This is a genomic window from Streptomyces sp. NPDC002926 (assembly GCF_053591755.1).
This window is the reverse complement of the sequence record NZ_JBSFUK010000004.1, coordinates 1-23,038: the sequence shown is the minus strand read 5'-3', so window position 1 is coordinate 23,038 and position 23,038 is coordinate 1. Positions and strand designations below refer to the sequence as shown.

22 protein-coding genes are annotated in these 23,038 nt (G+C 70.2%); 9 read left to right on the top strand and 13 right to left on the bottom strand.

The window, feature by feature from the left end; translation table 11 throughout:
• Nucleotide 1: 1 nt before the first annotated feature.
• The 7 genes from ACWDZ6_RS09185 to mce form a co-directional block, all read right to left on the bottom strand.
• Entirely contained in the window at nucleotides 2-829 is an 828-nt protein-coding gene (locus ACWDZ6_RS09185) for an ABC transporter permease subunit (RefSeq protein ID WP_326652653.1), read from the bottom strand.
• Complete coding sequence (locus tag ACWDZ6_RS09180) at nucleotides 826-2,001, bottom strand: ABC transporter ATP-binding protein (RefSeq protein ID WP_451502364.1); 1,176 nt, start codon at nucleotides 1,999-2,001, stop codon at nucleotides 826-828. The genes ACWDZ6_RS09185 and ACWDZ6_RS09180 overlap by 4 nt, the downstream gene beginning before the upstream one ends.
• 196 nt (nucleotides 2,002-2,197) lie before the next feature.
• Nucleotides 2,198-2,977: an ABC transporter permease gene (locus ACWDZ6_RS09175; protein WP_451502363.1), complete on the bottom strand. Its 780-nt coding sequence runs from the start codon at nucleotides 2,975-2,977 to the stop codon at nucleotides 2,198-2,200.
• A 3-nt stretch (nucleotides 2,978-2,980) separates the two neighbouring features.
• A complete protein-coding gene (locus tag ACWDZ6_RS09170) occupies nucleotides 2,981-3,964 on the bottom strand; it encodes an ABC transporter ATP-binding protein (protein ID WP_326652659.1) in 984 nt (327 codons plus the stop codon).
• 100 nt (nucleotides 3,965-4,064) lie between these two features.
• On the bottom strand, nucleotides 4,065-5,003 hold the full coding sequence (locus ACWDZ6_RS09165) for a coiled-coil domain-containing protein (protein WP_326652660.1): 939 nt from the start codon (nucleotides 5,001-5,003) through the stop codon (nucleotides 4,065-4,067).
• Nucleotides 5,004-5,117: 114 nt separating this feature from the next.
• Entirely contained in the window at nucleotides 5,118-9,074 is a 3,957-nt protein-coding gene (gene scy / locus ACWDZ6_RS09160) for a polarized growth protein Scy (protein WP_451502362.1), read from the bottom strand.
• A gap of 166 nt (nucleotides 9,075-9,240) precedes the next feature.
• On the bottom strand, nucleotides 9,241-9,669 hold the full coding sequence (gene mce, locus ACWDZ6_RS09155) for a methylmalonyl-CoA epimerase (protein WP_351455594.1): 429 nt from the start codon (nucleotides 9,667-9,669) through the stop codon (nucleotides 9,241-9,243).
• A gap of 136 nt (nucleotides 9,670-9,805) precedes the next feature.
• Between mce and ACWDZ6_RS09150 the strand changes: the two genes are divergently transcribed.
• Nucleotides 9,806-11,008, top strand: a complete 1,203-nt coding sequence (locus ACWDZ6_RS09150; RefSeq protein ID WP_451502361.1) for an acetyl-CoA C-acetyltransferase — start codon at nucleotides 9,806-9,808, stop codon at nucleotides 11,006-11,008.
• A 32-nt stretch (nucleotides 11,009-11,040) separates the two neighbouring features.
• On the top strand, nucleotides 11,041-11,997 hold the full coding sequence (gene meaB / locus ACWDZ6_RS09145; protein WP_366733203.1) for a methylmalonyl Co-A mutase-associated GTPase MeaB: 957 nt from the start codon (nucleotides 11,041-11,043) through the stop codon (nucleotides 11,995-11,997).
• 128 nt (nucleotides 11,998-12,125) lie between these two features.
• Here the strand turns inward: meaB and ACWDZ6_RS09140 are convergent, their stop codons facing one another.
• From ACWDZ6_RS09140 to ACWDZ6_RS09125, 4 genes are all read right to left on the bottom strand, one after another.
• On the bottom strand, nucleotides 12,126-12,602 hold the full coding sequence (locus ACWDZ6_RS09140; RefSeq protein ID WP_366733202.1) for a MarR family winged helix-turn-helix transcriptional regulator: 477 nt from the start codon (nucleotides 12,600-12,602) through the stop codon (nucleotides 12,126-12,128).
• A 127-nt stretch (nucleotides 12,603-12,729) separates the two neighbouring features.
• Nucleotides 12,730-13,512 carry an AIM24 family protein gene (locus ACWDZ6_RS09135; protein WP_366733201.1) on the bottom strand — a complete coding sequence of 261 codons (783 nt, stop codon included), beginning with the start codon at nucleotides 13,510-13,512 and terminating at the stop codon, nucleotides 12,730-12,732.
• Nucleotides 13,509-14,159 (bottom strand): AIM24 family protein, encoded by a 651-nt coding sequence (locus tag ACWDZ6_RS09130; RefSeq protein ID WP_451502360.1) that lies wholly within the window; start codon nucleotides 14,157-14,159, stop codon nucleotides 13,509-13,511. Before ACWDZ6_RS09130 ends, ACWDZ6_RS09135 begins: the two co-directional genes overlap by 4 nt.
• Nucleotides 14,159-14,791: an AIM24 family protein gene (locus ACWDZ6_RS09125; RefSeq protein ID WP_326655404.1), complete on the bottom strand. Its 633-nt coding sequence runs from the start codon at nucleotides 14,789-14,791 to the stop codon at nucleotides 14,159-14,161. The genes ACWDZ6_RS09130 and ACWDZ6_RS09125 overlap by 1 nt, the downstream gene beginning before the upstream one ends.
• A 181-nt stretch (nucleotides 14,792-14,972) precedes the next feature.
• On the opposite strand from ACWDZ6_RS09125, the gene ACWDZ6_RS09120 reads away from it, so the two are divergent.
• Both ACWDZ6_RS09120 and ACWDZ6_RS09115 read left to right on the top strand, forming a co-directional pair.
• A complete protein-coding gene (locus ACWDZ6_RS09120; protein WP_451502359.1) occupies nucleotides 14,973-15,317 on the top strand; it encodes a DUF3817 domain-containing protein in 345 nt (114 codons plus the stop codon).
• Entirely contained in the window at nucleotides 15,314-15,607 is a 294-nt protein-coding gene (locus ACWDZ6_RS09115; protein WP_451502358.1) for an MTH1187 family thiamine-binding protein, read from the top strand. Before ACWDZ6_RS09120 ends, ACWDZ6_RS09115 begins: the two co-directional genes overlap by 4 nt.
• A 26-nt stretch (nucleotides 15,608-15,633) precedes the next feature.
• Here the strand turns inward: ACWDZ6_RS09115 and ACWDZ6_RS09110 are convergent, their stop codons facing one another.
• Nucleotides 15,634-16,629, bottom strand: coding sequence for a DUF5937 family protein (locus tag ACWDZ6_RS09110; RefSeq protein WP_451502357.1), 996 nt, complete (start codon nucleotides 16,627-16,629; stop codon nucleotides 15,634-15,636).
• Nucleotides 16,630-16,946: 317 nt separating this feature from the next.
• On the opposite strand from ACWDZ6_RS09110, the gene ACWDZ6_RS09105 reads away from it, so the two are divergent.
• From ACWDZ6_RS09105 to ACWDZ6_RS09090, 4 genes are all read left to right on the top strand, one after another.
• Nucleotides 16,947-18,287: an MFS transporter gene (locus ACWDZ6_RS09105; protein WP_451502677.1), complete on the top strand. Its 1,341-nt coding sequence runs from the start codon at nucleotides 16,947-16,949 to the stop codon at nucleotides 18,285-18,287.
• Nucleotides 18,288-18,297: 10 nt separating this feature from the next.
• Entirely contained in the window at nucleotides 18,298-18,807 is a 510-nt protein-coding gene (locus ACWDZ6_RS09100) for a MarR family winged helix-turn-helix transcriptional regulator (protein WP_451502356.1), read from the top strand.
• 64 nt (nucleotides 18,808-18,871) lie between these two features.
• On the top strand, nucleotides 18,872-19,198 hold the full coding sequence (locus ACWDZ6_RS09095) for a DUF3817 domain-containing protein (protein ID WP_326652673.1): 327 nt from the start codon (nucleotides 18,872-18,874) through the stop codon (nucleotides 19,196-19,198).
• A gap of 86 nt (nucleotides 19,199-19,284) precedes the next feature.
• Complete coding sequence (locus ACWDZ6_RS09090) at nucleotides 19,285-20,985, top strand: acyl-CoA mutase large subunit family protein (RefSeq protein ID WP_451502355.1); 1,701 nt, start codon at nucleotides 19,285-19,287, stop codon at nucleotides 20,983-20,985.
• A gap of 49 nt (nucleotides 20,986-21,034) precedes the next feature.
• On the opposite strand, the gene ACWDZ6_RS09085 is transcribed toward ACWDZ6_RS09090, so the two are convergent.
• A complete protein-coding gene (locus ACWDZ6_RS09085; protein ID WP_406733745.1) occupies nucleotides 21,035-21,682 on the bottom strand; it encodes a TetR/AcrR family transcriptional regulator in 648 nt (215 codons plus the stop codon).
• A 220-nt stretch (nucleotides 21,683-21,902) separates the two neighbouring features.
• Between ACWDZ6_RS09085 and ACWDZ6_RS09080 the strand changes: the two genes are divergently transcribed.
• The gene (locus ACWDZ6_RS09080) at nucleotides 21,903-22,880 is read left to right on the top strand and encodes a tetratricopeptide repeat protein (RefSeq protein WP_389178056.1); all 978 of its coding nucleotides are present in this window, start codon (nucleotides 21,903-21,905) and stop codon (nucleotides 22,878-22,880) included.
• Nucleotides 22,881-23,038: the final 158 nt, after the last annotated feature.

The window sequence follows — 23,038 nt, the reverse complement described above, 5'->3', positions numbered from 1 at the left end:
GTTACACGTCCCGTGAGGTGAGCGAGGCGTAGGCGCCGGCCAGCGCGACCGCCGTCACGCCCAGCGCGATCCACAGCGGGTCCCAGCCGGCCGGGCCCGACTCGGTCACCGCGGTGTCGTAGAGCACCCCGATCTGGTTCGGGATGGAGTACTCGAAGAGAGCCTGCTGCAGATCCCGCAGCGACTCCGAGAACATGAACATCGCCAGCACCAGCGGCAGCAGCACGACGCCGATCATGACGGTGATCGCGCCCGCCGAGTGCCGGATCAGGGTGCCGACGGCGAGAGACAGCAGACCGAGCGTCGCGACATAGACGCCGACGCCCACCGTGGCGCGGAACCACTCCTCGCCGGTGGACGAGCCCTGGCCCACGATCGCGATCTGCAGCGCGCCGACGAGCGCGGTGATCACCGTGGTGAGCGTGAAGACGAGCAGGAAGAAGACGATCGCCTTGGCGGTCAGCACCCGGGCCCGGCTCGGGCACGCGGTGAGCGTGGTCCTGATCATGCCGGTGCCGTACTCGGACGCGATGGTCAGCACGCCCAGCGTGATCACACAGATGCTGCCGAGCAGTACGCCGAAGAAACCGAGCGAGAGGATCGACTGATCTCCCAGATCGGCGTCCGAGGCGGAGACGGCCACCGCGGAGAGCGCGCCGATGCCGACCATCAGCACGATCATGACGCCGAGTGTCCACATGGTGGAACGAACGGACCGGATCTTGGTCCACTCGGAGGCGAGCGCGTCGCCGAGATGGGCGCTGCGCTCCGGAATCGGCGAGGAGTACGCGGCGGCGGGTGCGCCCTGCTGCTGGTACGGGGTGGTCATCGGGCGTCCTCGGGCTTGGTCAGGTCGGCGGGCGCGGCGGCGGCCGGGGGCACGACGGGCGGAGCGGCAGGAGCGCCGGCAGACGCGGCGGGCGCCATGGGGGCGCCGGCGTACGGGTTCGCGCCGGCGTACGGGTTCTGGCCGGGCTGGGGCGGCGGCGGGGCGTACCAGCCCTGCTGCGGCACCTCGGGAATCTGCTGCGGCGGCGGGAGGTAGCCCATCGGCGGCTGCTGCATCAGACCCGACTTCTGGTCCGTGGTCGAGCGGTAGTCGACCGCGCCCTGTGTCATCCGCATGTACGCCTCCTCCAGCGAGGCCTGGTGCGGCGACAGCTCCCACAGGCGTACGTCCGCGTTGTGCGCCAGATCGCTGATCTGCGGCAGCGGCAGCCCGGTGACCCGCAGAGCGCCGTCCGGCTCCGGCATGACCTGCCCGCCGGCCTCGGTCAGCGCCGCGGACAGCTTCTCGCGCTGCTGCGGATCGGTCTGCGGCGTCCGCACCCGGGCGAAGTCCGCGGAGTTGTGCGAGATGAAGTCCTTGACGCTCATGTCCGCGAGCAGCTGCCCCCGGCCGATCACGATCAACTGATCGGCGGTGAGCGCCATTTCGCTCATCAGGTGCGAGGACACGAAGACGGTACGGCCCTCGGAGGCCAGCTGCTTCATCAGATTGCGGACCCAGAGGATGCCCTCCGGGTCCAGACCGTTGACCGGCTCGTCGAAGAGCAGCACCTGCGGGTCGCCGAGCAGCGCAGCAGCGATCCCGAGCCGCTGGCCCATACCGAGCGAGAAGCCCTTGGAGCGCTTCTTCGCGACTTCCTGGAGACCGACGACGCCGAGCACTTCGTCCACCCGGCGGGCCGGGATGCCGGAGAGCTGCGCGAGCGAGAGCAGGTGGTTGCGCGCGCTCCGGCCGCCGTGCACGGCCTTGGCGTCGAGGAGCGCACCGACCTGGCGGGGCGCGTTCGGCAGCTGCCGGAAGGTGCGGCCGCCGATGGTCACCTGGCCCTCGGTCGGCTGGTCGAGCCCGAGAATCATCCGCATCGTCGTCGACTTGCCGGCGCCGTTGGGGCCGAGGAACCCGGTGACGGCACCGGGTCGTACCTGGAAGGAAAGGTTGTACACGGCCGTCTTGGCGCCGTAGCGCTTTGTCAGGCCGACTGCCTCGATCATTCTCCAGCCCCATCGACTTTCGGGTCGTCGGGGCCCAGGCCATCCGGCCGTACACCCCCGTAAGAGTTAGGAGGATATCCGTGCCTTGACGGTTCCGGCCAAGCCGTAACGCTATGGTGTCGGGTTTTGATCGGTCGGCGTGGCCGGGGCGAGCCTCCAGCGGGGCCGTGAGCTGCGTGAACCCGCCCGCAGCCGCCTACGCGTCCCGCTTCTTGAGCACCAGATAGCCGCCCAGCAGCGCCGCGACCACCCAGAGGACCATGATGCCCAGCCCGCCCCACGGCCCGTACGGGGCCCTGTCGCTGCCCATCGCATCCGGCACCACCTGCATGATCTTGGAGCCGGCCTGGTCGGGGAAGTAGCGAGCGACCGTCTTCGCCTTCGGCACGGACGCGAGGATCTGCGAGACCAGGAAGAAGAACGGCATAAGGATGCCGAGCGAGAGCATCGAGCTGCGCAGCATCGTCGCCACGCCCATCGAGAAGAGCGCGATCAACCCCATGTAGAGCCCGCCGCCGATGACCGCGCGCAGTACATGGTCGGCACCGATGTCCGTACGGAGATCGCCCAGCAGTGCCTGGCCCAGGAAGAAGGAGAGAAAGCTGGTCGCCATGCCGACCACCAGCGCCAGCCCCGTGGCCACCGTGATCTTGCTGAACATGAAGGTGGCGCGCTGCGGTACGGCGGCGAGCGAGGTACGAATCATGCCGGAGCTGTACTCCGTACCGACCACCAGGACCCCGAAGACCACCATCGCGAGCTGGCCCAGGACCATCCCGGAGAAGCTGATGAAGGTCGGGTCGAACGTGAGCTGCTCCTGCCTCGGCAGATCGTCGAAGGTCGACTTCAGCAGCGCGCTGAGCGCGGCGCCCATCGCGACAGTGACGACGAGGGCGCTCACCAGCGTCCAGGTGGTCGAGGAGACCGTACGGATCTTGGTCCACTCGGACTGCAGGACGGCGGGTACCGAGGCCATGGGTCAGGCCCCCTTGCTGCTCTGGTAGCTCCGGCCCCACTGGAGACCCGGTTGCCGGACCGGCGGCGGCGCTCCTTCGTCGGTCGAGTGCGCGTGGTATTCGACCGAGCCCGCGGTCATCCGCATGAAGGCCTCCTCCAGGGAAGCGCGCTGGGCGCTCAGTTCATGCAGAACGAGCTGATGCCGGGCGGCCAGCTCACCGAGCTGCTCGGTGGTCGCGCCGTCGACCTCCAGCATGCCGTTGCCCGACTCGACCGGAATGAACCCCGACTCGTGCAGCACATCGCGCAACCGCTCCTGCTGCGGTGAACGGAGCCGCACGTAACTGCGGGAGTTCTCATGGATGAAATCCGCCATTGATGTGTCGGCCAGAAGTCTTCCCTGCCCGATCACGATCAAGTGGTCGGCGGTGAGGGCCATTTCGCTCATCAGATGCGAAGAGACGAAGATCGTCCGTCCTTCCGATGCAAGGGTCTTCATCAGATTGCGGATCCAGTGAATTCCTTCGGGGTCCAGACCATTGACAGGTTCGTCGAACATCAGGATCTCCGGATCGCCGAGCAGCGCGGAGGCGATTCCCAGCCGTTGGCCCATACCGAGCGAGAAGCCCTTGGACTTCTTCTTCGCCACCTGGGTCAGTCCGACGGTGTCCAGGACCTCGGCGACCCGCGAGGCGGGGATGCGGTTCGACTGGGCGAGACAGAGAAGGTTGTTGTACGCGCTCCGCCCGCCGTGCATCGCCTTGGCGTCCAGCAGCGCGCCGATGTACTTCAGCGGTTCCTCGAGGTCGCGGTAGTGCCTGCCGTCGATCCGCACCGAGCCACTGGTCGGGTTGTCGAGATCGAGCATCATCCGCATCGTCGTCGACTTGCCGGCGCCGTTCGGGCCCAGGAAACCCGTCACCACACCAGGTCTCACCTGAAACGACAGATGGTCGACCGCGGTCAGGCTGCCGAAGCGTTTGGTGAGGCCCTCGAGCTCAATCATGCGGCCACGCTAAAGGCGCGCAAAGCCCCCCGCCACTGGAGTGGCGGGGGGCTCGACAGGTCCTTGACCTACGCGGCGTACCCGATGAGTGAGTGCGTACTCAGCGGGACTGCTGCGCCGGGACGCCGCGGGAGACCGGCTCGTCGTCGGCGGGGGAGCCGGCGGCGGCCACAGCCGCACCGGTCAGCGTGGCCAGCATCTCGCGGACGTTGGTCAGCTGCGCGTTGATCGAGTCGCGGCGGTTGGTGAGCGCCGCCAGCTCGCGCTCCGATTCGCTGCGGATCCGGTCGGCCTTGGCGTTCGCGTCGGCCACGATGTCCTCGGCCTGGCGCTGCGCGGTCTCCACCGTCTGACGGGCCCTGCGCTCCGCGTCCGTACGCAGCTTCTCGGCCTCCAGGCGCAGCTGCTCGGCGCGGTGCTCGATCTCCGCCAGGCGCTTCTCCGCCTTCGCCTGACGCGAGGCCAGGTCGCGCTCGGACTGCTCGCGGCGCTTGGCGAGGTTCGTCTCGAAGTCCGCGGCGGCCTGGGCGGCCTTGGCGCGGGTCTCCTCGAAGAGCGCGTCCGCCTCCTCGCGCTTGGACTGCGCGTCCTTCTGCGCGTCGGTACGCAGTGTAGAGGCGTCGCTCTTCGCCTTCTCGACGATACGGACGCCCTCGTCCTCGGCCTTCGCCTTGCGCTCCGAGGCGAACGACTCGGCGTCGTTGCGCACCTGCTGGGCGGCGGACTCGGCGAGCTCACGGTGCTGCTCGGCGGCGCGACGGGCCTCCTCGCGCAGGTCCTTCGCCTCCTCCTCGGCGAGGCGGAGGATCTTCTCGACGCGCGCACCGAGACCGGCGTACGACGGCTCCGCGTCGGTGACCTGGGCCTGGGCGTTCTGCGTCTCGAGGTGTAGCTCCTCGATGCGCTTTTCCAGAGAGGTGATTCGGGCGAGAGCACTGTCACGGTCGGCGACGAGTTTGGTAATGCGGTCATCCACCTGACCGCGGTCGTAACCACGCCGCACGAGCTCGAAGCCGAAGGGGGAGGAAGTGTCGCTCATGGGGTTCCTGTCGAATGAGACCGGTGAGGTGATAGGGGGAATCCTAGGGGCCGAAGCGGCGTGTCATCGAGCGGATGCCGGTTTGATCTGGAGAATGTCCAGCCTTTTGAGTGGCTAGGTCTCGGATGACTTGCCACTCGAACGTGTAACCCCCGCTGTCGCGCCCGCTTTGACGCCATTCTCCTTGTTGCCCCCGGACGGCGCCTCGAAGGACTCCAACGCTTCGAGCACATCCTGGACACGGGAAATCTCCGCCTGAATGTCCTCGCGGCGGCGCACCAGCACGTCGAGCTCCCGCTTGCCCTCCGTAACCGTGTGTTCGGCCTCGGCCTCGGACTCCGCCTTGAGCCGCTCGGCCTCCCGGAACACGTCGGCCTTCTTCTGCTCGGCCTCCTTGAGGAGCCCCTCAGCCTTCCGCACCGCGGCGATCCGGACCTTGCCGGCCTCCGAATTGGCCTCGGACAACAGCTCCTTGGCCTTCGCCTCGGCCTCGGCCTGCTGCTCGGTCGCGGCCTTCACCAGCTTGTCGACGCGCTCGCCGGCCGACTTCAGCTGCTCCGCGGTCTCGCGGCGGGCGCGCTCGTGCAGTTCCTCGATCTCGGCCTCGACCCGGGCCCGCAGCTCCTCGCCCCGCTCCCTGATGGCGGTCGCGTCCCGGCGCGCGCCGACCAGCAGCTCGTCGGCGTCCGTACGGGCCTTCTCCACCCGGGAATTGCCCTCGACGACCGCCTCGGCGACCAGCCGCTCGGCCTCCTTGCGGGCCGCACCCACCATGGTGTCGGCCTGCGCCTCGGCCTCGGTGGCCGCGCGCAGTGCCTCCTCCTGAGCCTTGTTGATGAGCTGGTCGGCCTGCTCCGCGGCGTCGGCACGGCGCTTGGCCGCGGCCTCGCGCGCCTCGTCCACCGTCCGGTCCGCCTCCGCCCTGGCCTCCGCACGCATCCGCTCGGCCGCTTCCTCGGCGTCCGCCCCGATCTTCCGGGCCTCGGACTTGATGCGCTCGGCGGCCTGCTGGGCCGAGCCCACCGTCTCGGCGGCCTCGGCGCGCAGCCGCTCCGCCTCACCGCTCGCCTCGGAGATCAGCTGGTCGGCCTGGGCGGCCGCGTCACCGCGGCGCTTGTCGGCGGCCTGACGCGCGTCGTCCAGAATCTGCTCGCCGTCGGCACGGATCCCGGCGTGCAGCCGCTCCGCCTCGGCCTCGGCCTGGGCCTTGACCTGCTCGGCCTCGGCGCGCAGCCGGGCCGCGGCCGACTCGGCGCCGGACAGCGCCTCCGCCGCCTCGGTGCGCAGCAGCTCGCTCTCGCTCGTCGCCTCGCCGATGAGCCGGTCGGCCTGGGCGGCGGCGTCGGAGCGGATGCGGTTGGCGTCCTCGCGGGCCTCGGCGCGGGCGCGCGAGGCGTCCTGCTCGGCGGAGGCGAGGGCGTCCGCCGCCTCGGTACGTACCCGCTGCGCGTACTCCGCGGTGTCGGCGCGCAGCCGGTCAGTCTCGGTGATCGCGTCCCCGACGGTCCGCTCCGCGAGCGCGTTGGCGGCGTCGGTCTCCTCCTGGGCCCTGGCGCGCAGCCTGCCCGCGTCCTCGGCGGCCCGCTCGCGCTCGGCGTACGCGTCGGCGCGGACCCGGTCCGCCTCCTCCTGGGCCTCGGTCCTGGTGCGGTCCGCGGCGTGCTCGGCGGCCGAGCGCAGCCCGGCGATCTCCTGCTCGGCCTGGTCGTGGAGCCCATTGACGGAGTCCCGGACCTGCTGGGCGGTCTGCTCGGCCGCGGACACCATCTCGGTGGCGCGCCGGTCGGCCTCCTCGACCAGGCGATGCGCCTCGGTCTGCGCCTCCTCGACCCGGTTGCGGGCCGAGGCCAGCAGCTCCTCGCTCTGCTCCCGGGCCCGGTCGCGCTCCTGATTCGCCTCACTGCGTGCGGAGTCGAGGATCTCCTCGGCCTCCCGGCGGCGGCGGGAGGCTTCCTCCTGGGCGGCGGCGAGCGCCTCGGCGGCCTCGGCGCCCACGCGCTCGGCGGCGGCGGCGGCCTCCGCCCGCAGACGGTCGGCGCTCTCCTGTGCCTCGGTCTTGAGCCGCTCCGCCTCGGTGGCGGCCTCGGTGCGCAGCCGTACCGCGACGTTCTCGGCCTCGGCGCGGGTGGCCGAGGCGTCGGCGGCGGCGTCGTTGCGCAGCCGCTCGGCCTCCTGCTCGGCCTGCGCCTGGAGCGTACGGATCCGCTCGGCCGCCTCGCCGCGCAGCCGCTCGGTCTCCTCCGCGGCCTCGCGGCGGATCCGCTCGCCCTCGCCGCGGGAGTCGCTCAGGCCCTGCTCGGCGGCGGCGAGGCGCGACTCGGCCTCGGTGTGCAGCCGGGTCAGCTCGTCGGCGGCCTCGGCCTGCCGGGCCGCGATGGCGCGCTCGGTCTCCTCGCGCAGATCGGCCGCCGCCTGCTCGGCCGCGGACTTGACGCCCTCGCACTGCTCCTCGGCCTCGGCGCGCAGCCGGTCGGCCTCGGCGCGGGTGCGCTCCAGGGTCTCCTCGGCCTGCTTGCGCAGCGTGGTGGCGCGCTCGATCGCTTCGGTACGGACCCGCTGGCTGTCGGTGGTCGCCGTGGAACGCAGTTCGTCCGCGTCGGTCCGCGCCTTGGTCAGCAGCTCCTCGGCGGTGCTCGCCGCCTCCTCGATCTGCTGCACGGCCTCGCGGCGGGCCTCGCCGCGGATCCGCTCGCCCTCCGCGACCGCCTCGGAGCGCAGCTGCTCGGCCTCGCCGCGCAGCCTGCGCGCCTCCTCCTGCAGCTCGACGGTCTTGGCGCGGTACTCCTTGGTGTCGTCCTTGGCCGCGCCCTTGAGCTGGTCGGCCTGCTCGGCGGCCTCGCCGCGCAGCCGGTCCGCCTCCGCCTCGGCCTCGCGGCGGATCCGCTCGGCCTCCTCGCCCGCCTTGCGGGTGGTCTGCCGGGCGTCCTCGGAGGCCTTGGTCAGTACCTCCTCGGCGCTGCGGGCCGCCCTGGCCAGCTGCGCTGCGGAATCCTCGGCCGCGATCGTACGAGCCTTGTCGCCCGCCTCGGCGACCAGCTTCTCGGCCTCGGCGCGGGCATCCGCGAGCGCCTGCTCGGCCTCGGTCTTGACCGCCTCGGATTCCTTGGTGGCCTCGCCGACCAGCCGGGCGATCTCCGCCTTGGCGGTACGGGTGCGCTGTTCGTTGACCGACTCGGCCGACGCCAGCTGCTTGGCCGCCGACTCCTTGGCCTCGGCCAGGAGCTTCTCGGACTCCGCGCGGGCCTCGCGCAGCTTCTCCTCCGCCTCCTGGATCCGCTGCTCGGCGGCGCGGCTCAGTTCGGCGGCCTGCTGGCGGGCCTGGTCGGACTCGGCCGAGGTGGAGGAGCGCAGCTGCTCGGCGTGGGAGGTGGCCTCCTGCGCCTGGTTCGACGCGGCGTTCAGCAGGCGTTCGGCGTCCTTGCGGGCGCGCAGCAGGATCGTCTCGGCCTCGGCACGGGCGGCCTCCGCCGAGGAACCGAGCCGCTGGCGGGCCTCCTCGGCGACCCGGGTGGCCTCGGCGCGGGCCGCGGCCAGGGACTGCTCGGCCTCGGCGCGGGACTCGTCGAGGAGCCGGCGGGCCTGTGCCTCGGTGCGGGCGCGCAGCTGCTCGGCCCAGGCGACGTTCTCGTTGACGTGCGCCTCGACGGTCTGCCGGCGCTCGGCCAGCTCCTGGTCCAGGCGCTGGCGGCGCTGGTTCGCCTCGGAGTGCAGTTCTGCCTGGAGGCGTGCCTGGTGCTCGGCGTGCTCCTGGAGGATGCGCTGGGTCTGCGCGCGGGCGTCTCGCAGCTCGCGCTCGGCGTCCGAGCGCAGCTGGTCGGCCTGAATCTGGGCATTACGGAGCAATTGCTCGGCCTGGTAGCCGATGTCGGCGCTGTCGTAGGCAGGACGAGACGCGAGGTTGCGGCGCGCCTCATGGAGCTTGGCGCGCAATACCTCGACCTGATAGCCGAGGTCCTCGGCGTGCTGGACGGCCTTCTCCCGATCGGTCTTCAGCCGGTCCATCTCGGCTTCGAACCGCGAGAGGTGGTCGTCGTCAGCTCGGTGGCTCTCCTGGCGTTCGTAGCCCCGCACTGCGCGGTCCCATCCGTCCCCTGGTCGCAACTGTCTCCGTACGAGCACCGTTCGCCGGCGAACGGCCCCCCGGGGAATGGTGACAGATCAACGGAGGGGACGCGGCACGGCCCCGGCCCGGCCCCGGCCCGGAACCGCCTACTCTACCGGGCCGGGAATCCGGAGGTCAGTGCTCCGTTGCAGAGGTGACGAGTTCGGTGAGAACGCCGTGGCAGTCCTTGGGGTGGAGAAAAGTGATACGGGAGCCCATGGAGCCAATACGGGGCTCGTCGTAGAGAACGCGTACTCCCTTGTCCCGGATGGACTGCGCGTCCGCGTCCACATCGGCGGTGCCGAAGGCGATGTGGTGGACGCCCTCACCATTCTTGGCCAGCCACTTTCCGACGGCCGAGTCCTCGCGGGTCGGCTCCAGGAGCTGGAGGTAGGAGGCGCCGCCGTCGGACGTCTCATTGATCTTGAGCATGGCTTCCCTTACGCCCTGCTCCTCGTTGACCTCGGAGTGGAAGACCTCGAAGCCGTATGTGGCCCGGTAGAACTCCACAGTCTTGTCGAGGTTGAAACAGGCGATCCCGATGTGGTCGATTCGCGTCAGCATGGCTCCAGTGCAACGCCCCGGACGGTGGTTACGCAACGTGCGCGCGATCACACCGGCTGCCCGGTGACCGGGGACCGTACCGCTCAGTACATTGAAGTAAACCCTCGTTCACTCCTCATCCAAGGGGCCGTGCCTCATGTCTGGAACGACCGGTACCACTTCAGTGATTGTCGCGGGCGCCCGAACGCCCATGGGCAGGCTGCTCGGCTCGCTCAAGTCCTTCTCCGGAGCCGATCTCGGCGGCTTCGCCATCAAGGCGGCGCTGGACCGTGCGGGCATCGGCGGTGATCAGGTGCAGTACGTGATCATGGGCCAGGTGCTGCAGGCCGGCGCGGGCCAGATCCCGGCCCGGCAGGCCGCGGTCAAGGGCGGCATCCCGATGAGCGTCCCCGCGCTCACCATCAACAAGGTCTGTCTTTCCGGGCTCGACGCCATCGCACTGGCCGATCAGCTGATCCGCGCGGGTGAGTTCGATGTGATCGTCGCCGGCGGCCAGGAGTCCATGACCAACGCGCCGCACCTGCTGCCGAAGTCGCGCGAGGGCTTCAAGTACGGCGCGATCGAGATGCTCGACTCGATGGCGTACGACGGTCTGACCGACTCCTTCGAGAACGTCGCCATGGGCGAATCGACGGAGAAGCACAACACCAGGCTCGGCATCGCCCGCCCGGAGCAGGACGAGATCGCGGCGCTGTCGCACCAGCGGGCCGCGGCCGCTCAGAAGAACGGCATCTTCGAGGCGGAGATCACGCCCGTCGAGATTCCGCAGCGCAAGGGCGAGCCGGTGGTCTTCGCCAAGGACGAGGGCATCCGCGCCGAGACGACGGTCGAGTCGCTGGGCAAGCTGCGTCCCGCGTTCGCCAAGGACGGCACGATCACCGCGGGTACGTCCTCGCAGATCTCCGACGGCGCCGCCGCGGTCGTGGTGATGAGCAAGGCCAAGGCCGAGGAGCTGGGCCTGGAGTGGATCGCGGAGATCGGCGCCCACGGCAACGTGGCCGGACCCGACAACTCCCTCCAGTCGCAGCCGTCCAACGCCATCCAGCACGCGCTGACCAAGGAGGGTCTCGGCGTCGAGGACCTCGACCTCATCGAGATCAACGAGGCCTTCGCGGCGGTTGCCGTGCAGTCAATGAAGGACCTCGGGGTGTCCCCGGAAAAGGTGAACGTCAACGGCGGCGCGATCGCGCTCGGTCACCCGATCGGCATGTCCGGCGCGCGGGTGGTCCTGCACCTGGCGCTGGAGCTCAAGCGCCGTGGCGGCGGCGTCGGCGCGGCCGCGCTGTGCGGTGGTGGCGGGCAGGGTGACGCGCTGATCGTGCGCGTCCCGGGCAAGTAACCCTCGTACACAACCGATCGAACGGAGCGGCAATGGTGGACGTCCCCGAGCTGGTGGCCCAGGCGCGGGAAGGCCGGCCGCGGGCTGTCGCCCGGCTGATCTCGCTGGTGGAGGGGGCGTCACCGCAGCTGCGTGAGGTGATGGCGGCGCTCGCTCCGCTGGCGGGCGGGGCGTATGTCGTCGGCCTGACCGGTTCGCCGGGTGTCGGCAAGTCGACGTCCACGTCGGGGCTGGTGTCCGCGTACCGGCGGGCCGGGAAGCGGGTCGGTGTCCTGGCCGTCGACCCCTCCTCGCCCTTCTCGGGCGGGGCGCTGCTCGGCGACCGGGTCCGGATGTCGGAACACGCGTCCGACCCGGGCGTCTACATTCGCTCGATGGCCACGCGCGGACACCTCGGCGGTCTGGCCTGGGCCGCCCCGCAGGCGATCCGGGTACTGGACGCGGCAGGCTGTGACGTGATCCTGGTCGAGACCGTGGGTGTGGGGCAGTCGGAGGTGGAGATCGCCTCGCAGGCGGACACCTCGGTGGTGCTGCTGGCGCCCGGTATGGGCGACGGCATTCAGGCGGCGAAGGCCGGCATCCTCGAGATCGGCGATGTGTACGTCGTCAACAAGGCGGACCGGGACGGCGCGGACGCGACGGCCCGCGAGCTGAACCACATGCTCGGTCTGGGCGAGTCCCGCGGCCCCGGCGACTGGCGGCCGCCGATCGTGAAGACGATCGCGGCGCGCGGCGAGGGCATCGACGAGGTCGTCGAGGCGCTGGAGAAGCACCGCGCGTGGATGGAGGAGCGCGGCGTCCTCGCCGAACGCCGTGCGCGCCGCGCGGCCGGTGAGGTGGAGACCATCGCGGTGACGGCGCTGCGGGAACGGATCGGAGACCTGCACGGCGACCGCCGCCTGGGCGCTCTGGCGGAACGGATCGTGGCGGGTGAGCTGGACCCGTACCGCGCCGCGGACGAACTGGTGGCGGGCATCACCGAGGGCTGAACGGCTGTCAACCGGCGGCGGGCGGTGCGCTGTTCGAGCCACCCGCCGCACCCGACAGGCCCGCTCCCGGCAGGCCCGCACACGACGGGCTCGCACCCCACAGGCCCGCTCCCGACCGGCCCGAGGGGCTACGGCTTGCCGCGCCGCCCGCGCAGGTTCTCGGCGACCGGCGAGAGTGACTCGCGTAGATCCGCAAGCGCCTCCGGCGAGAGCATGTCGATGAAGTGCTTGCGCACGGACGCGACATGGTGCGGCGCGACCTTCTGCATCGTTTCCATGCCCTGATCGGTCAGGACCGCGTACAGCCCGCGCCGGTCCGACTCGCAGTTCTCCCGGCGTACCAGCCCCGCGTTCTCCATGCGGGTGATCTGGTGCGAGAGGCGGCTCTTGGACTGGAGCGTGGCCGCGGCGAGGTCGCTCATCCGCATCCGCCGGTCGGCAGACTCGGAGAGGTTGACCAGGATCTCGTAGTCGTTGTTGGTCAGGCCGAACGGCTGGAGGTCCTTCTCCATCTGGTACGTCAGCAGTCGGTTGACGTCCAGATAGGTGCGCCAGGCGCACTGCTCGTCGTCGGTAAGCCAGCTGGTGGCCGTCTCGGTCTCCATATATGGATTCTACCTAAGAAGTTGAAAGACGGACGAAAACAGGGAGTGTGACGCCCGGCACCCGGCGCGCGACCGGAGTCGCGAACAAGGGTGCAGGCGTTCGACGTCACACTCCGCAGACTACCGTTCACAGGCCGAAGCGACGCTGGAGGTCCCCCAGCTGGCCGGGAAGGCGCGGTGCCGCCCCGTGTTGACCGGGCGCGCCCGCCCCGCCGTGGCCGCCCGGAACTCCCGCGGCCTGCGGCACGGCGCCCGTCGCCTGTTCGGCCATCAGCGCCTCCGTCGACTGCAGAAGTACCGTGCCGGCTCCGACGAACTCGAACTGGTGCTCCTCGCCCGAGGCCCCGCCGATCCCCGTCAGCGCCCGCACCCCGCCCATCACGCCCGTCATATAGCCGTGGTCGTAGTGGTGGCAGGGTGACGGACAGTCGGCCCAGCCCACCAGCGCCTGCGGATCCACCCTGATCGGCGGCTCCATGAAGACGACGGGGCCGTTGGAGGCGGCCACGAACTTGCCCGTACCGATCAGCGTCAGAAAGCCCGGCACGATCGACTGCTTCAGCGCCAGCGTCGGCTGGTACGCCAGCAGATTGCCGGAGCGGATCGTGAGATTGCCGTTGTCCAGATCGTAGGAGTTGACGTCGAAGGAGCGGTCGGCGAGCAGCATCTTGCCGCTGCCCTCCGCCACCACCCAGTCGCTCGCGTGCAGCGGCGAGTGGAATGAGGTCCGCAGCAGCCGGTCGAGCCGGCCGTGGCCGATGCCGTTGAAGTCGATGCGCCCGTAGTAGGCGATCATCTTCCCCTTCTGCAGGAACCATTGGCTGGATTTGAGCTCCACGCAGAAGGTGTACGCGTTGACGTTGTCGTCGCTCGGCAGCGTCATCGGGTCGAAAATCACGGGCGCGCTCACAGTTTCTCCTCCGACGCCTGGACGTACACCGCACCGCTGCCGCTGAGCTCCAGCTGGAAGGCCTCGCCCGAGCCGCGCCCCACCATGTCGCGCCAGCCCAGCGCGGTGGAGAGCTTGTTGCGTACGTCGCCGTGGTGCGCGACATACGCCTGCGGGTCCACATGGACCGCCCGCCCCGGAGTGATCGGCAGCTCGATCACCCCGCCGTGCGCCATCACCGCGACCGCGCCATGGCCCTTGAGCGTCGTGGTGAACAGGCCCTGGCCCGTCACCTGGCCGCGCACCATGCCCATGACCCCGCCCTGCGAGCCCATGAACATCGTGCCCTGCTGCAGCGTCCCGTCGAAGGCGAGCAGCCGGTCCGCCTCGACGTACAGGGTGTCGCCGGTCAGCTGGATCACCTGGATGTGATGGCCGCCGTGGCCGAACATCACCGTGCCGCTGCCCTCGACCGTCATCAGCGGCGTGGCCTCATTGGCCACCCGCCGCCCGATCATCGAGGCCAGGCCGCCCTGGCCGCCCTGGATATTCGGCGTGAACGAAACCTCGCCCTTGTACGCGAGCATCGCGCCGCGCTGACTGAACATCTTCTGGCCGGGGGCGACCGTCGCCTCGACCATCTTGGAGTTGATCTCGCGGAACGGCATCAGACGTCGCCCCCGATGGTGTTGCGCTCGCTGGGCTGTACGTAGACGAGTCCGTCGCCCTCGAAGCGGATCTGGAACGCCTCGCCGCCGCCCTCGCCCAGGATGGTCCGGAAGGTCACGCCGGACTGGAAGTCCTGCCGCAGATTGCCCTGGTGCGCGATGTAGGCGCCGGGGTCGACGGAGAGCGGGTACTGGGGTGTCACCCGCAGCACCACGGCCGAGCCGTCCGACATGATCGCCGCCTGGCCGGTGCCCTCGACGGTCGTGGTGAACAGGCCGTTGCCGCTCGCCCCGCCGCGCAGCCCGGTGAAGGTCGTCCCGGTGCGCAGCCCGGCGTCGGTGCAGAGCAGATTGCTCGCCTCGACATAGAGCTTGTCGCCGTGCAGGTTCACCAGGTTGATCTCGGACGCCCGGTCGGCGAAGTAGCAGGTGCCCTGCCCCTTCACCTCCATCATCGTCATCTGTTCGCCGGTCAGTCGGCGGGTCACCATCCCGCGGATGCCCTCACCGCCGCCGGACATCTTTTTGAACGCCATCTGGCCGTCGTAGGCGACCATCGAGCCGTTCTTCGCTTTGACGGCGTCGCCGGTCATATCGACGGCGAGCACCTTGCTGCCTTGGAGTCGGAACATTGCCACGGAGCGACGTTATCGGCCGGTGCGCTGCGCGAACAGCTCCTTTGGGAGGATCCGGACCCCGACATTGACCCCGACACGGACCCCGGCAAGGTCCTCGCGAAGATGGCTGCCACAATGGGGGAGCGCTTGTGAGCGCGTTCACAAGATCAATGCCCCCCTCCCAGAAGGTGTTTCCGTGGACATCAAGACCGCCTCGTCCCTCCACCGCCTCCGTCTGGTCTCCGCGCCGGAGGCCGTCTCCTTCCTCCTGCTCCTTGTCTGCTCGGTGCTCAAGCGCACAACGGAGTTCAACGCGGTCCCGGTGATGGGCGCGGTCCACGGCGTGCTCTTCATCCTGTACGTGATCTTCTGGCTGGACGCCTGGAACCGCACCAAGTGGGAGGCGAAGACCGCGGCCTTCTACTTCGTGCTCTCCGTGCTCCCCTTCGGGGGCTTCCTCGCCGAGCGCAAGCTCAAGCGCGCGGCCGAGGACGAGGTCATCGCCTCCCGTGCCCGCCGCGAGAGCGTGGTCGACGCGTGATCGTCGCCTTCTCCGTCACGCCCTTGGGTGTCGGCGAGGACGTCGGTGAGTATGTCGCCGACGCCGTCCGGGTCGTCCGTGAATCCGGCCTGCCCAACCGCACCGACGCGATGTTCACCTCGGTCGAGGGTGACTGGGACGAGGTGATGGACGTCGTCAAGCGCGCCGTCGCCGCGGTCGAGGCCCGCGCGCCACGCGTCTCCGTCGTCCTCAAGGCCGATATCCGCCCCGGCGTCACCGACGGTCTCCGCTCCAAGGTGGAGACCGTCGAACGACACCTCTCCGCCTGAAACCACGCGGAGCGCCGGGCCGACGGTCAGGGCGCCACGGGGTGCGACGACACCGCGAGCGCGATACCCAACGGCGTTCGCTCGTACAGCACCTGATGGCCGTAGCGGCGGGCCGTCAGCAGCCCCGCGTCCTGCAGCACCGAGAGGTGCGCCGACACGGAGGACGGCGCGAGGCCGAGGAGCTGCGCGAGCGCGGTCGTCCCCGCGGGTTCGTCGAGCGCGAGGAACACGGCGGCGCGCTTGGCGCCGAGCAGGCGCGCCAGCGCCTCGGGCGCGGAGCCCGTGGGCTGCGCCCACAGCGCGCCGATACCGCGTGCGGGGTAGGCGACGGTCGGCTGCCAGGGCGGTTCGAATCCGGTCACGACGTCGGGCCAGCAGAAGACACTGGGCAGCAGCATGAGGCCCTGCCCGCCGAGGTCGCGAACATGGTCGCCGGGCGTGGTCAGGACCAGAGTGCCCTCGCTCCAGCGCAGCCGGGGGTGGAGATCGGCGAAGAGCCCCTCGAGGCCGGTCTCCGCCAACCGCCGCGAATGGAATGCCACATCGGCCTCGAGAAGTGCGCGCAGCCGCGGCCAGTCCGGCTCGACGAGCGTGTGCCAGGCGCACTCCATGGCATCGGCGAGCTCCCGGACGGCCCGCGCCGGATCGGCGACGAAGGCCCGCCCCTGTGGTGAGTCCGACGCCCCCGGGGTGCAGGAGAGCGCCCACGCCATGTCGTGCCGCGCGGCCTCGGGATCGGCGCGGCGTACGGCGGCGATCTCCTCCTCGAAGGAGGCGGCGGGCCCGATGGGCGGCGGCCCGAGAAAGTCCGGGCTGTGCCCGCGCTGCGGCATCAGCAGCCACAGGGCGGTGAGATCGAGCTCGTCGGCGGTCCGGCGGATCCGGCGCAGCCAGGGCAGGTGATATCCGTGCCGGTCGGGCCGTTTGAGGATGCGTACGGCGCTCTGAGTCTCCCAGAGGGGGGAGACGGCGAACCGGATCCGCAGCAGATCGTCTTCGCCGAAGTGCATGTAGGACGGCATGATCACCTCGGAAGATTCGGCTGCTGCCGAAAGTTTAGGCGGGGCGCGAGGGCATCGGCAGGCTGTGGGCCATGCCGAAAGAGAACCTCACGGAAGACCCGCCGCCGCCGGCCCCCGAGGGCGGTCCCGCGGGGGCCGCCGCCGCAGTGCCCCGGGAAGGGGGCGGGCCGACGCCTCTCGCCCTGCCGCCCCTCCCCGAACCCGTCGCCGGGCTCCCGGCCCCCCGCGGCGCCGCCGCGCCGCAGGACCCCGGTTCCACCGGCCCGGACCCCGGCGTGCCCCGCCCCGGTGCCGTCTCCGCCCGGCCCGAGGTGCAGATGTCCGAACCGGACGGCGGAGGCTTCGCCCCGCCGGAAGGTGCCGCGCCCCGCACCAGTGCGGCGAAGGCCGAGCGTCCGGCCGGCAACGGGGGTTCGCGGCACGGGAGCTCCGGTACCGGCCCCGGCTATCGGGCCGTGTTTGAGGTACGCGAGTTCCGCGCCGTATTCGTCGCGCATCTCATGTCGCTCCTCGGCGTCGTCGTCAGCGAGATCGCGCTCACCGTCCTCGTCTACCGGCTCACCGCCTCGCCCCTGCTCAGCTCCCTCACCTTCGCGCTCGGGTTTCTGCCCTACCTCGTCGGCGGGACCCTGCTCGCCGGGGTCGCCGACAAGTACCCCGCCAGGCGGGTGCTCGTCGTGTGCGATCTGCTGTGCGCGGCGTGCGCCGCCGCCATGGCGCTGCCCGTGACGCCCGTCGCCGCACTGCTCGTGCTGCGCTGCCTCATCGCCGCGGTCTCACCCGTCTTCAACGGCACCCGCACGGCGACCCTCGCCGACATCCTCGGCGACGGCGACCTCTACGTTCTCGGCCGCTCGCTGCTGCGCATCGTGTCGCAGAGCGCCGTGCTCACCGGGTTCGGGCTCGGCGGGCTGCTGCTGGCAGTCGTACCCCCGCGCGGCGCCCTCGTCGTCACCGTGTGCACCTTCCTGGGCTCGGCGCTGCTCCTCCGCTTCGGTACGAGGAGGCGCCCGGCCAGAGGCGGCGACAGCGGCGCCCTGCTGCGGTCCTCGCTCTCCGGTGCGCGGCAGATCTTCGCCGACCGCAGGCTCCGCGTGCTGATGCTGCTCTTCTGGGTGCCGCCCATGTTCAGCGTCGCGCCGGAGGTTCTCGCCACCCCGTACGCGGACGAGATCGGCATCGGTCCGGCCGGCCTCGGGCTGCTCATGTGCGCGCTGCCGGTCGGCACGATCGCCGGTGAGCTGTACGCCGGGTCCGCGCTCGGCCCCGCCTCCCGTGCCCGTATCGCTCTGCCCCTCGCAGCCGTCACCCTGCTGCCACTCCTCGCCTACGTCCTCACACCCGGTCTCGGCTGGGCGCTGCTCGTGCTGGTGGCGGCCGGCGCCGGCTCCGCGTACACCCTGGGAGTCGACCGATGGTTCATCGAGGCGGTCCCCCCGGAGCTGCGCGGCCGGGCCATGACCCTGCTCACCGCCGGACTGATGACGATCCAGGGCGTCGGCATGGTGCTGGCCGGGGTCGCGGCGGAGTTCTTCTCCGTGGGCACGGTGGTCGCCGGGGCCGGGGCGGTCGGGACTCTCTGCTGTCTGCTCCTGGTCGCCGAGGCCAGGAGGACCGAAGTGCGAGACGGGGCTGACCGCCATATGACCAGTCGGTAGGGTCGGTGCCGTGTCGAAGCCGCTCAGTCTTCCCTTTGATCCCATCGCCCGAGCCGATGAGCTCTGGCGGCAGCGATGGGGTCCTGTGCCCTCGATGGCCGCGATCACCTCGATCATGCGCGCGCACCAGATCCTGCTCGCGGAGGTCGACGCCGTCGTCAAGCCGTACGGACTGACCTTCGCGCGGTACGAGGCGCTGGTGCTGCTCACCTTCTCCAAGGCCGGTGAGCTGCCGATGTCCAAGATCGGCGAGCGGCTGATGGTCCACCCGACCTCGGTGACGAACACGGTGGACCGGCTGGTCAGGTCCGGTCTCGTCGACAAGCGGCCCAACCCGAACGACGGGCGCGGCACGCTCGCCTCCATCACGGAGAAGGGCCGGGAGGTCGTGGAGGCGGCCACCCGCGCGCTGATGGAGATGGACTTCGGGCTCGGCGCGTACGACGCCGAGGAGTGCGCGGAGATCTTCGCGATGCTGCGCCCGCTGCGGGTCTCGGCCCAGGACTTCGACGAGAAGTAGAGCGAGCGGCGGCCCGCACCACCCGGACGAAGATCGCCCTTTGCGTCCGGTTACGCTCGTTGCCATGAAACAGAGCGTGCTGTCCCGCTACCGGGTGATGGCGTACGTCACCGCCGTGTGGCTGCTGGTCTTCACCGCGGCGATCATCGCGAAGTACGGGTTCGAGGTCGGCGACACCATGCTGATCTCGCAGATCCACGGTGTGCTTTTCATCATCTACGTGATTTTCGCCTTCGATCTCGGCTCCAAGGCGAAGTGGCCGTTCGGCAAGCTGCTCTGGGTGCTGGCCGCCGGCTGCATCCCCGTGGCCTCCTTCTTCGTCGAGCCGAAGGTCACCCGCGAGATCCGTCCCCTGGTCATGGACGCCGAAGCGGCGACCGCCGAGGCGTAACCGGCACCGGCATTCCCACGGCCGCGAGCAAGGCTCGCGGCCGTCTCCCATCGACATTTACTAGGACGTCCTAGTAAATTCAGAGTATGGACGCTGACGCCATCGAGGAAGGCCGCCGACGCTGGCAGGCCCGTTTTGACAAGGCCCGCAAGCGGGACGCGGACTTCACCACGCTCTCCGGTGACCCGGTTGAGCCCGTATACGGGCCCCGGCCCGGCGACACGTACGACGGCTTCGAGCGGATCGGCTGGCCCGGTGAGTACCCCTTCACCCGCGGGCTCTACCCGACCGGCTACCGCGGCCGCACCTGGACCATCCGCCAGTTCGCCGGCTTCGGCAATGCCGAGCAGACCAACGAGCGCTACAAAATGATCCTGGCCAACGGCGGCGGCGGGCTCTCCGTCGCCTTCGACATGCCGACACTCATGGGCCGCGACTCCGACGACCCGCGCTCGCTGGGCGAGGTCGGCCACTGCGGCGTCGCCATCGACTCCGCCGCCGACATGGAGGTCCTCTTCAAGGACATCCCGCTCGGTGATGTCACCACTTCGATGACGATCTCGGGGCCCGCCGTCCCGGTCTTCTGCATGTATCTCGTCGCCGCCGAGCGCCAGGGCATCGACCCTGCCGTGCTCAACGGCACGCTGCAGACCGACATCTTCAAGGAGTACATCGCGCAGAAGGAGTGGCTCTTCCAGCCCGAGCCGCATCTGCGCCTGATCGGCGACCTGATGGAGCACTGCGCGCAGGGCATCCCCGCGTACAAGCCGCTGTCGGTCTCCGGTTACCACATCCGCGAAGCCGGAGCGACGGCCGCGCAGGAGCTCGCGTACACGCTCGCCGACGGCTTCGGCTATGTCGAACTGGGCCTGAGCCGCGGCCTGGACGTGGACACCTTCGCGCCCGGCCTCTCCTTCTTCTTCGACGCGCACCTCGACTTCTTCGAGGAGATCGCCAAGTTCCGTGCGGCACGCAGGATCTGGGCGCGCTGGATGAAGGAGGAGTACGGCGCGCAGACCGACAAGGCGCAGTGGCTCCGCTTCCACACCCAGACCGCGGGTGTCTCGCTCACCGCGCAGCAGCCCTACAACAACGTGGTCCGCACCGCGGTCGAGGCCCTCTCCGCGGTCCTCGGCGGCACCAACTCCCTGCACACCAACGCCCTGGACGAGACCCTCGCGCTGCCGAGCGCACAGGCCGCCGAGATCGCGCTGCGTACTCAGCAGGTGCTGATGGAGGAGACCGGCGTCGCCAACGTCGCCGACCCGCTGGGCGGTTCCTGGTACGTCGAGCAGCTCACCGACCGCATCGAGGCGGACGCCGAGAAGATCTTCGACCAGATCAAGGAGCGCGGCCGCCGGGCGCACACCGACGGTCAGCACCCCATCGGTCCCATCACCTCCGGCATCCTGCGCGGTATCGAGGACGGCTGGTTCACCGGCGAGATCGCCGAGTCAGCCTTCCGCTACCAGCAGTCCCTGGAGAAGGGCGACAAGCGGGTCGTGGGCGTCAATGTCCACCACGGTTCTGTCACCGGAGACCTGGAGATCCTGCGGGTCAGCCATGAGGTCGAGCGCGAGCAGGTACGGGTCCTGGCGGACCGCAGGACCGGCCGGGACGACGCCCGCGTACGGTCCTCGCTGGCCGCGATGCTGACCGCCGCGCGGGACGGCTCCAACATGATCGCGCCCATGCTGGACGCGGTCCGCGCGGAGGCCACGCTGGGCGAGATCTGTGACGCGCTGCGGGACGAGTGGGGCACGTACACCGAGCCGCCCGGCTTCTGACAGCCGAGAACCGAGGGCCCGGGCCAATGGCGGTCCGGGCCCTCGGGCTTCAGCCCCGAAGTGAGCCCAGCCCCGACACCAGCAGTGTCGTGAAGGTGCGCGCCCACTCCTCGTCCACGGGCTCGGCACTGACCAGTGCCCGGTGGACGACCGCACCCGCGATCACATCGAAGATCAGGTCCGCGTTGCGGGCCGCCGCTTCCGGGTCCTCCTCGTAAGGCAGCTCGCCGCGGGCCTGTGCGCGGGCCCGGCCCTCCAGGACCAGCCGCTTCTGCCGGTCGACGATCGCCGAGCGGATACGGCCGCGCAGCGCGTCGTCCCGCGTCGATTCCGCGACCACCGCCATCAGCGCGGTCTTGGCCTCGGGCCTCGCGAGCAGTGCGGCGAACTGCAGCACCACGCCCTCCACATCGGCCATCAGGCTGCCGAGGTCGGGGAGTTCGAGCTCGTCGAAGAGTATGGCGACGGCGTCGACGACAAGCTCGCTCTTGTTGGTCCAGCGGCGGTAGAGCGTGGTCTTGGCGACTCCCGCACGGGTGGCCACATCGCCCATCGTCAGCTTCGACCAGCCCAGCTCGACGAGCGCCGCCCGGGTCGCGTCGAGGATCGCGACGTCGGCCTCGGCGCTGCGGGGGCGTCCCGTACGGCCCCTACGCATGGCTTTGGGGCTGGTGTGGCTGCACATGACGGCGACCATACCGGCGGGTAGGTGTTTCGCTGTGAGCCAGTTCACCGGAGGTTTCTCACACGCCGCCGGGCTGGTGCAGATACGCTACGACTCGTAGCGAAAGCCTTGACCGGCTCAGAGCGACAACCACTGACACCGGGTGGGGACCCAGTGTCGAACATTTTGGCCAGTACAGCGGTCTCTTGGCCGTATTTTTCACATGCGCGCGTGGAGGGGGGAGGATGTACTCATGCAGCCTAGGAACATGTCCATGAGCGGCGTCGTCGACCTCGCCGCGGTGAAGGCGGCCGGTGAGGCCAAGGCAAAGGCGGAACAGGCGCGCGCCGAGGCCGCCCGCCAGGGCGGCGGCCAAGCCGTACCCCCTTCCAGCCTGGTGATCGATGTCGATGAGGCGGGCTTCGAGAGCGATGTCCTCCAGCGCTCCGCCGAGGTCCCGGTCGTCATCGACTTCTGGGCCGAGTGGTGCGAGCCGTGCAAGCAGCTCAGCCCGGTGCTGGAGCGGCTGGCGCAGGAGTACAACGGCCGGTTCGTCCTCGCCAAGATCGACGTCGACGCCAATCAGATGCTGATGCAGCAGTTCGGGATCCAGGGCATCCCGGCGGTCTTCGCGGTGGTGGCCGGCCAGGCCCTGCCGCTCTTCCAGGGCGCGGCGCCCGAGACCCAGATCCGCGGCACCCTCGACCAGCTGATCCAGGTGGCCGAGGAGCGCTTCGGGCTCACCGGTGTCGCGGTCGACCAGGACGCCTCCGGTGCCCAGACGCCGACGGCCCCCGCCCCGGTGCCCGAAGGGCCGTACGACGCCCTGCTGGAAGCCGCCGTACAGGCGCTGGACGCGGGCGACTTCGGCGGTGCGGTCCAGGCGTACAAGAACGTGCTCTCCGACGATCCCGGCAACACGGAAGCGAAGCTGGGCCTCGCCCAGGCCGAGCTCCTCGCCCGCGTACGGGACATGGACCCGCAGAAGGTCCGCCAGGAAGCGGCCGAGAACCCGGCCGATGTGAACGCGCAGATCGCCGCGGCCGACATCGATCTGGTCGGCGGTCATGTCGAGGACGCTTTCGGCCGGCTCGTCGAGACGGTGCGCCGCACGGCGGGCGAGGACCGGGACGCGGCGCGGGTGCGGCTGCTCGACCTCTTCGAGGTCGTCGGCCCGGACGACCCGCGGGTGACCGCGGCGCGTTCGGCGCTGGCGCGGGTGCTGTTCTGAGTCATGTTTGAAAGTCCTGCACTGAACGTTCCGTTCTGCCAGGTCTGAGGGTTTTGCGGCGGGGGGGGCGCGGGGGGGGCGGCCCCCGGGTGGGGGGCAAGGGGCCGTAAAACCCCCGCCCGTTACAAAAAAATTTTTAAACACGCGGTTTTTTTGAC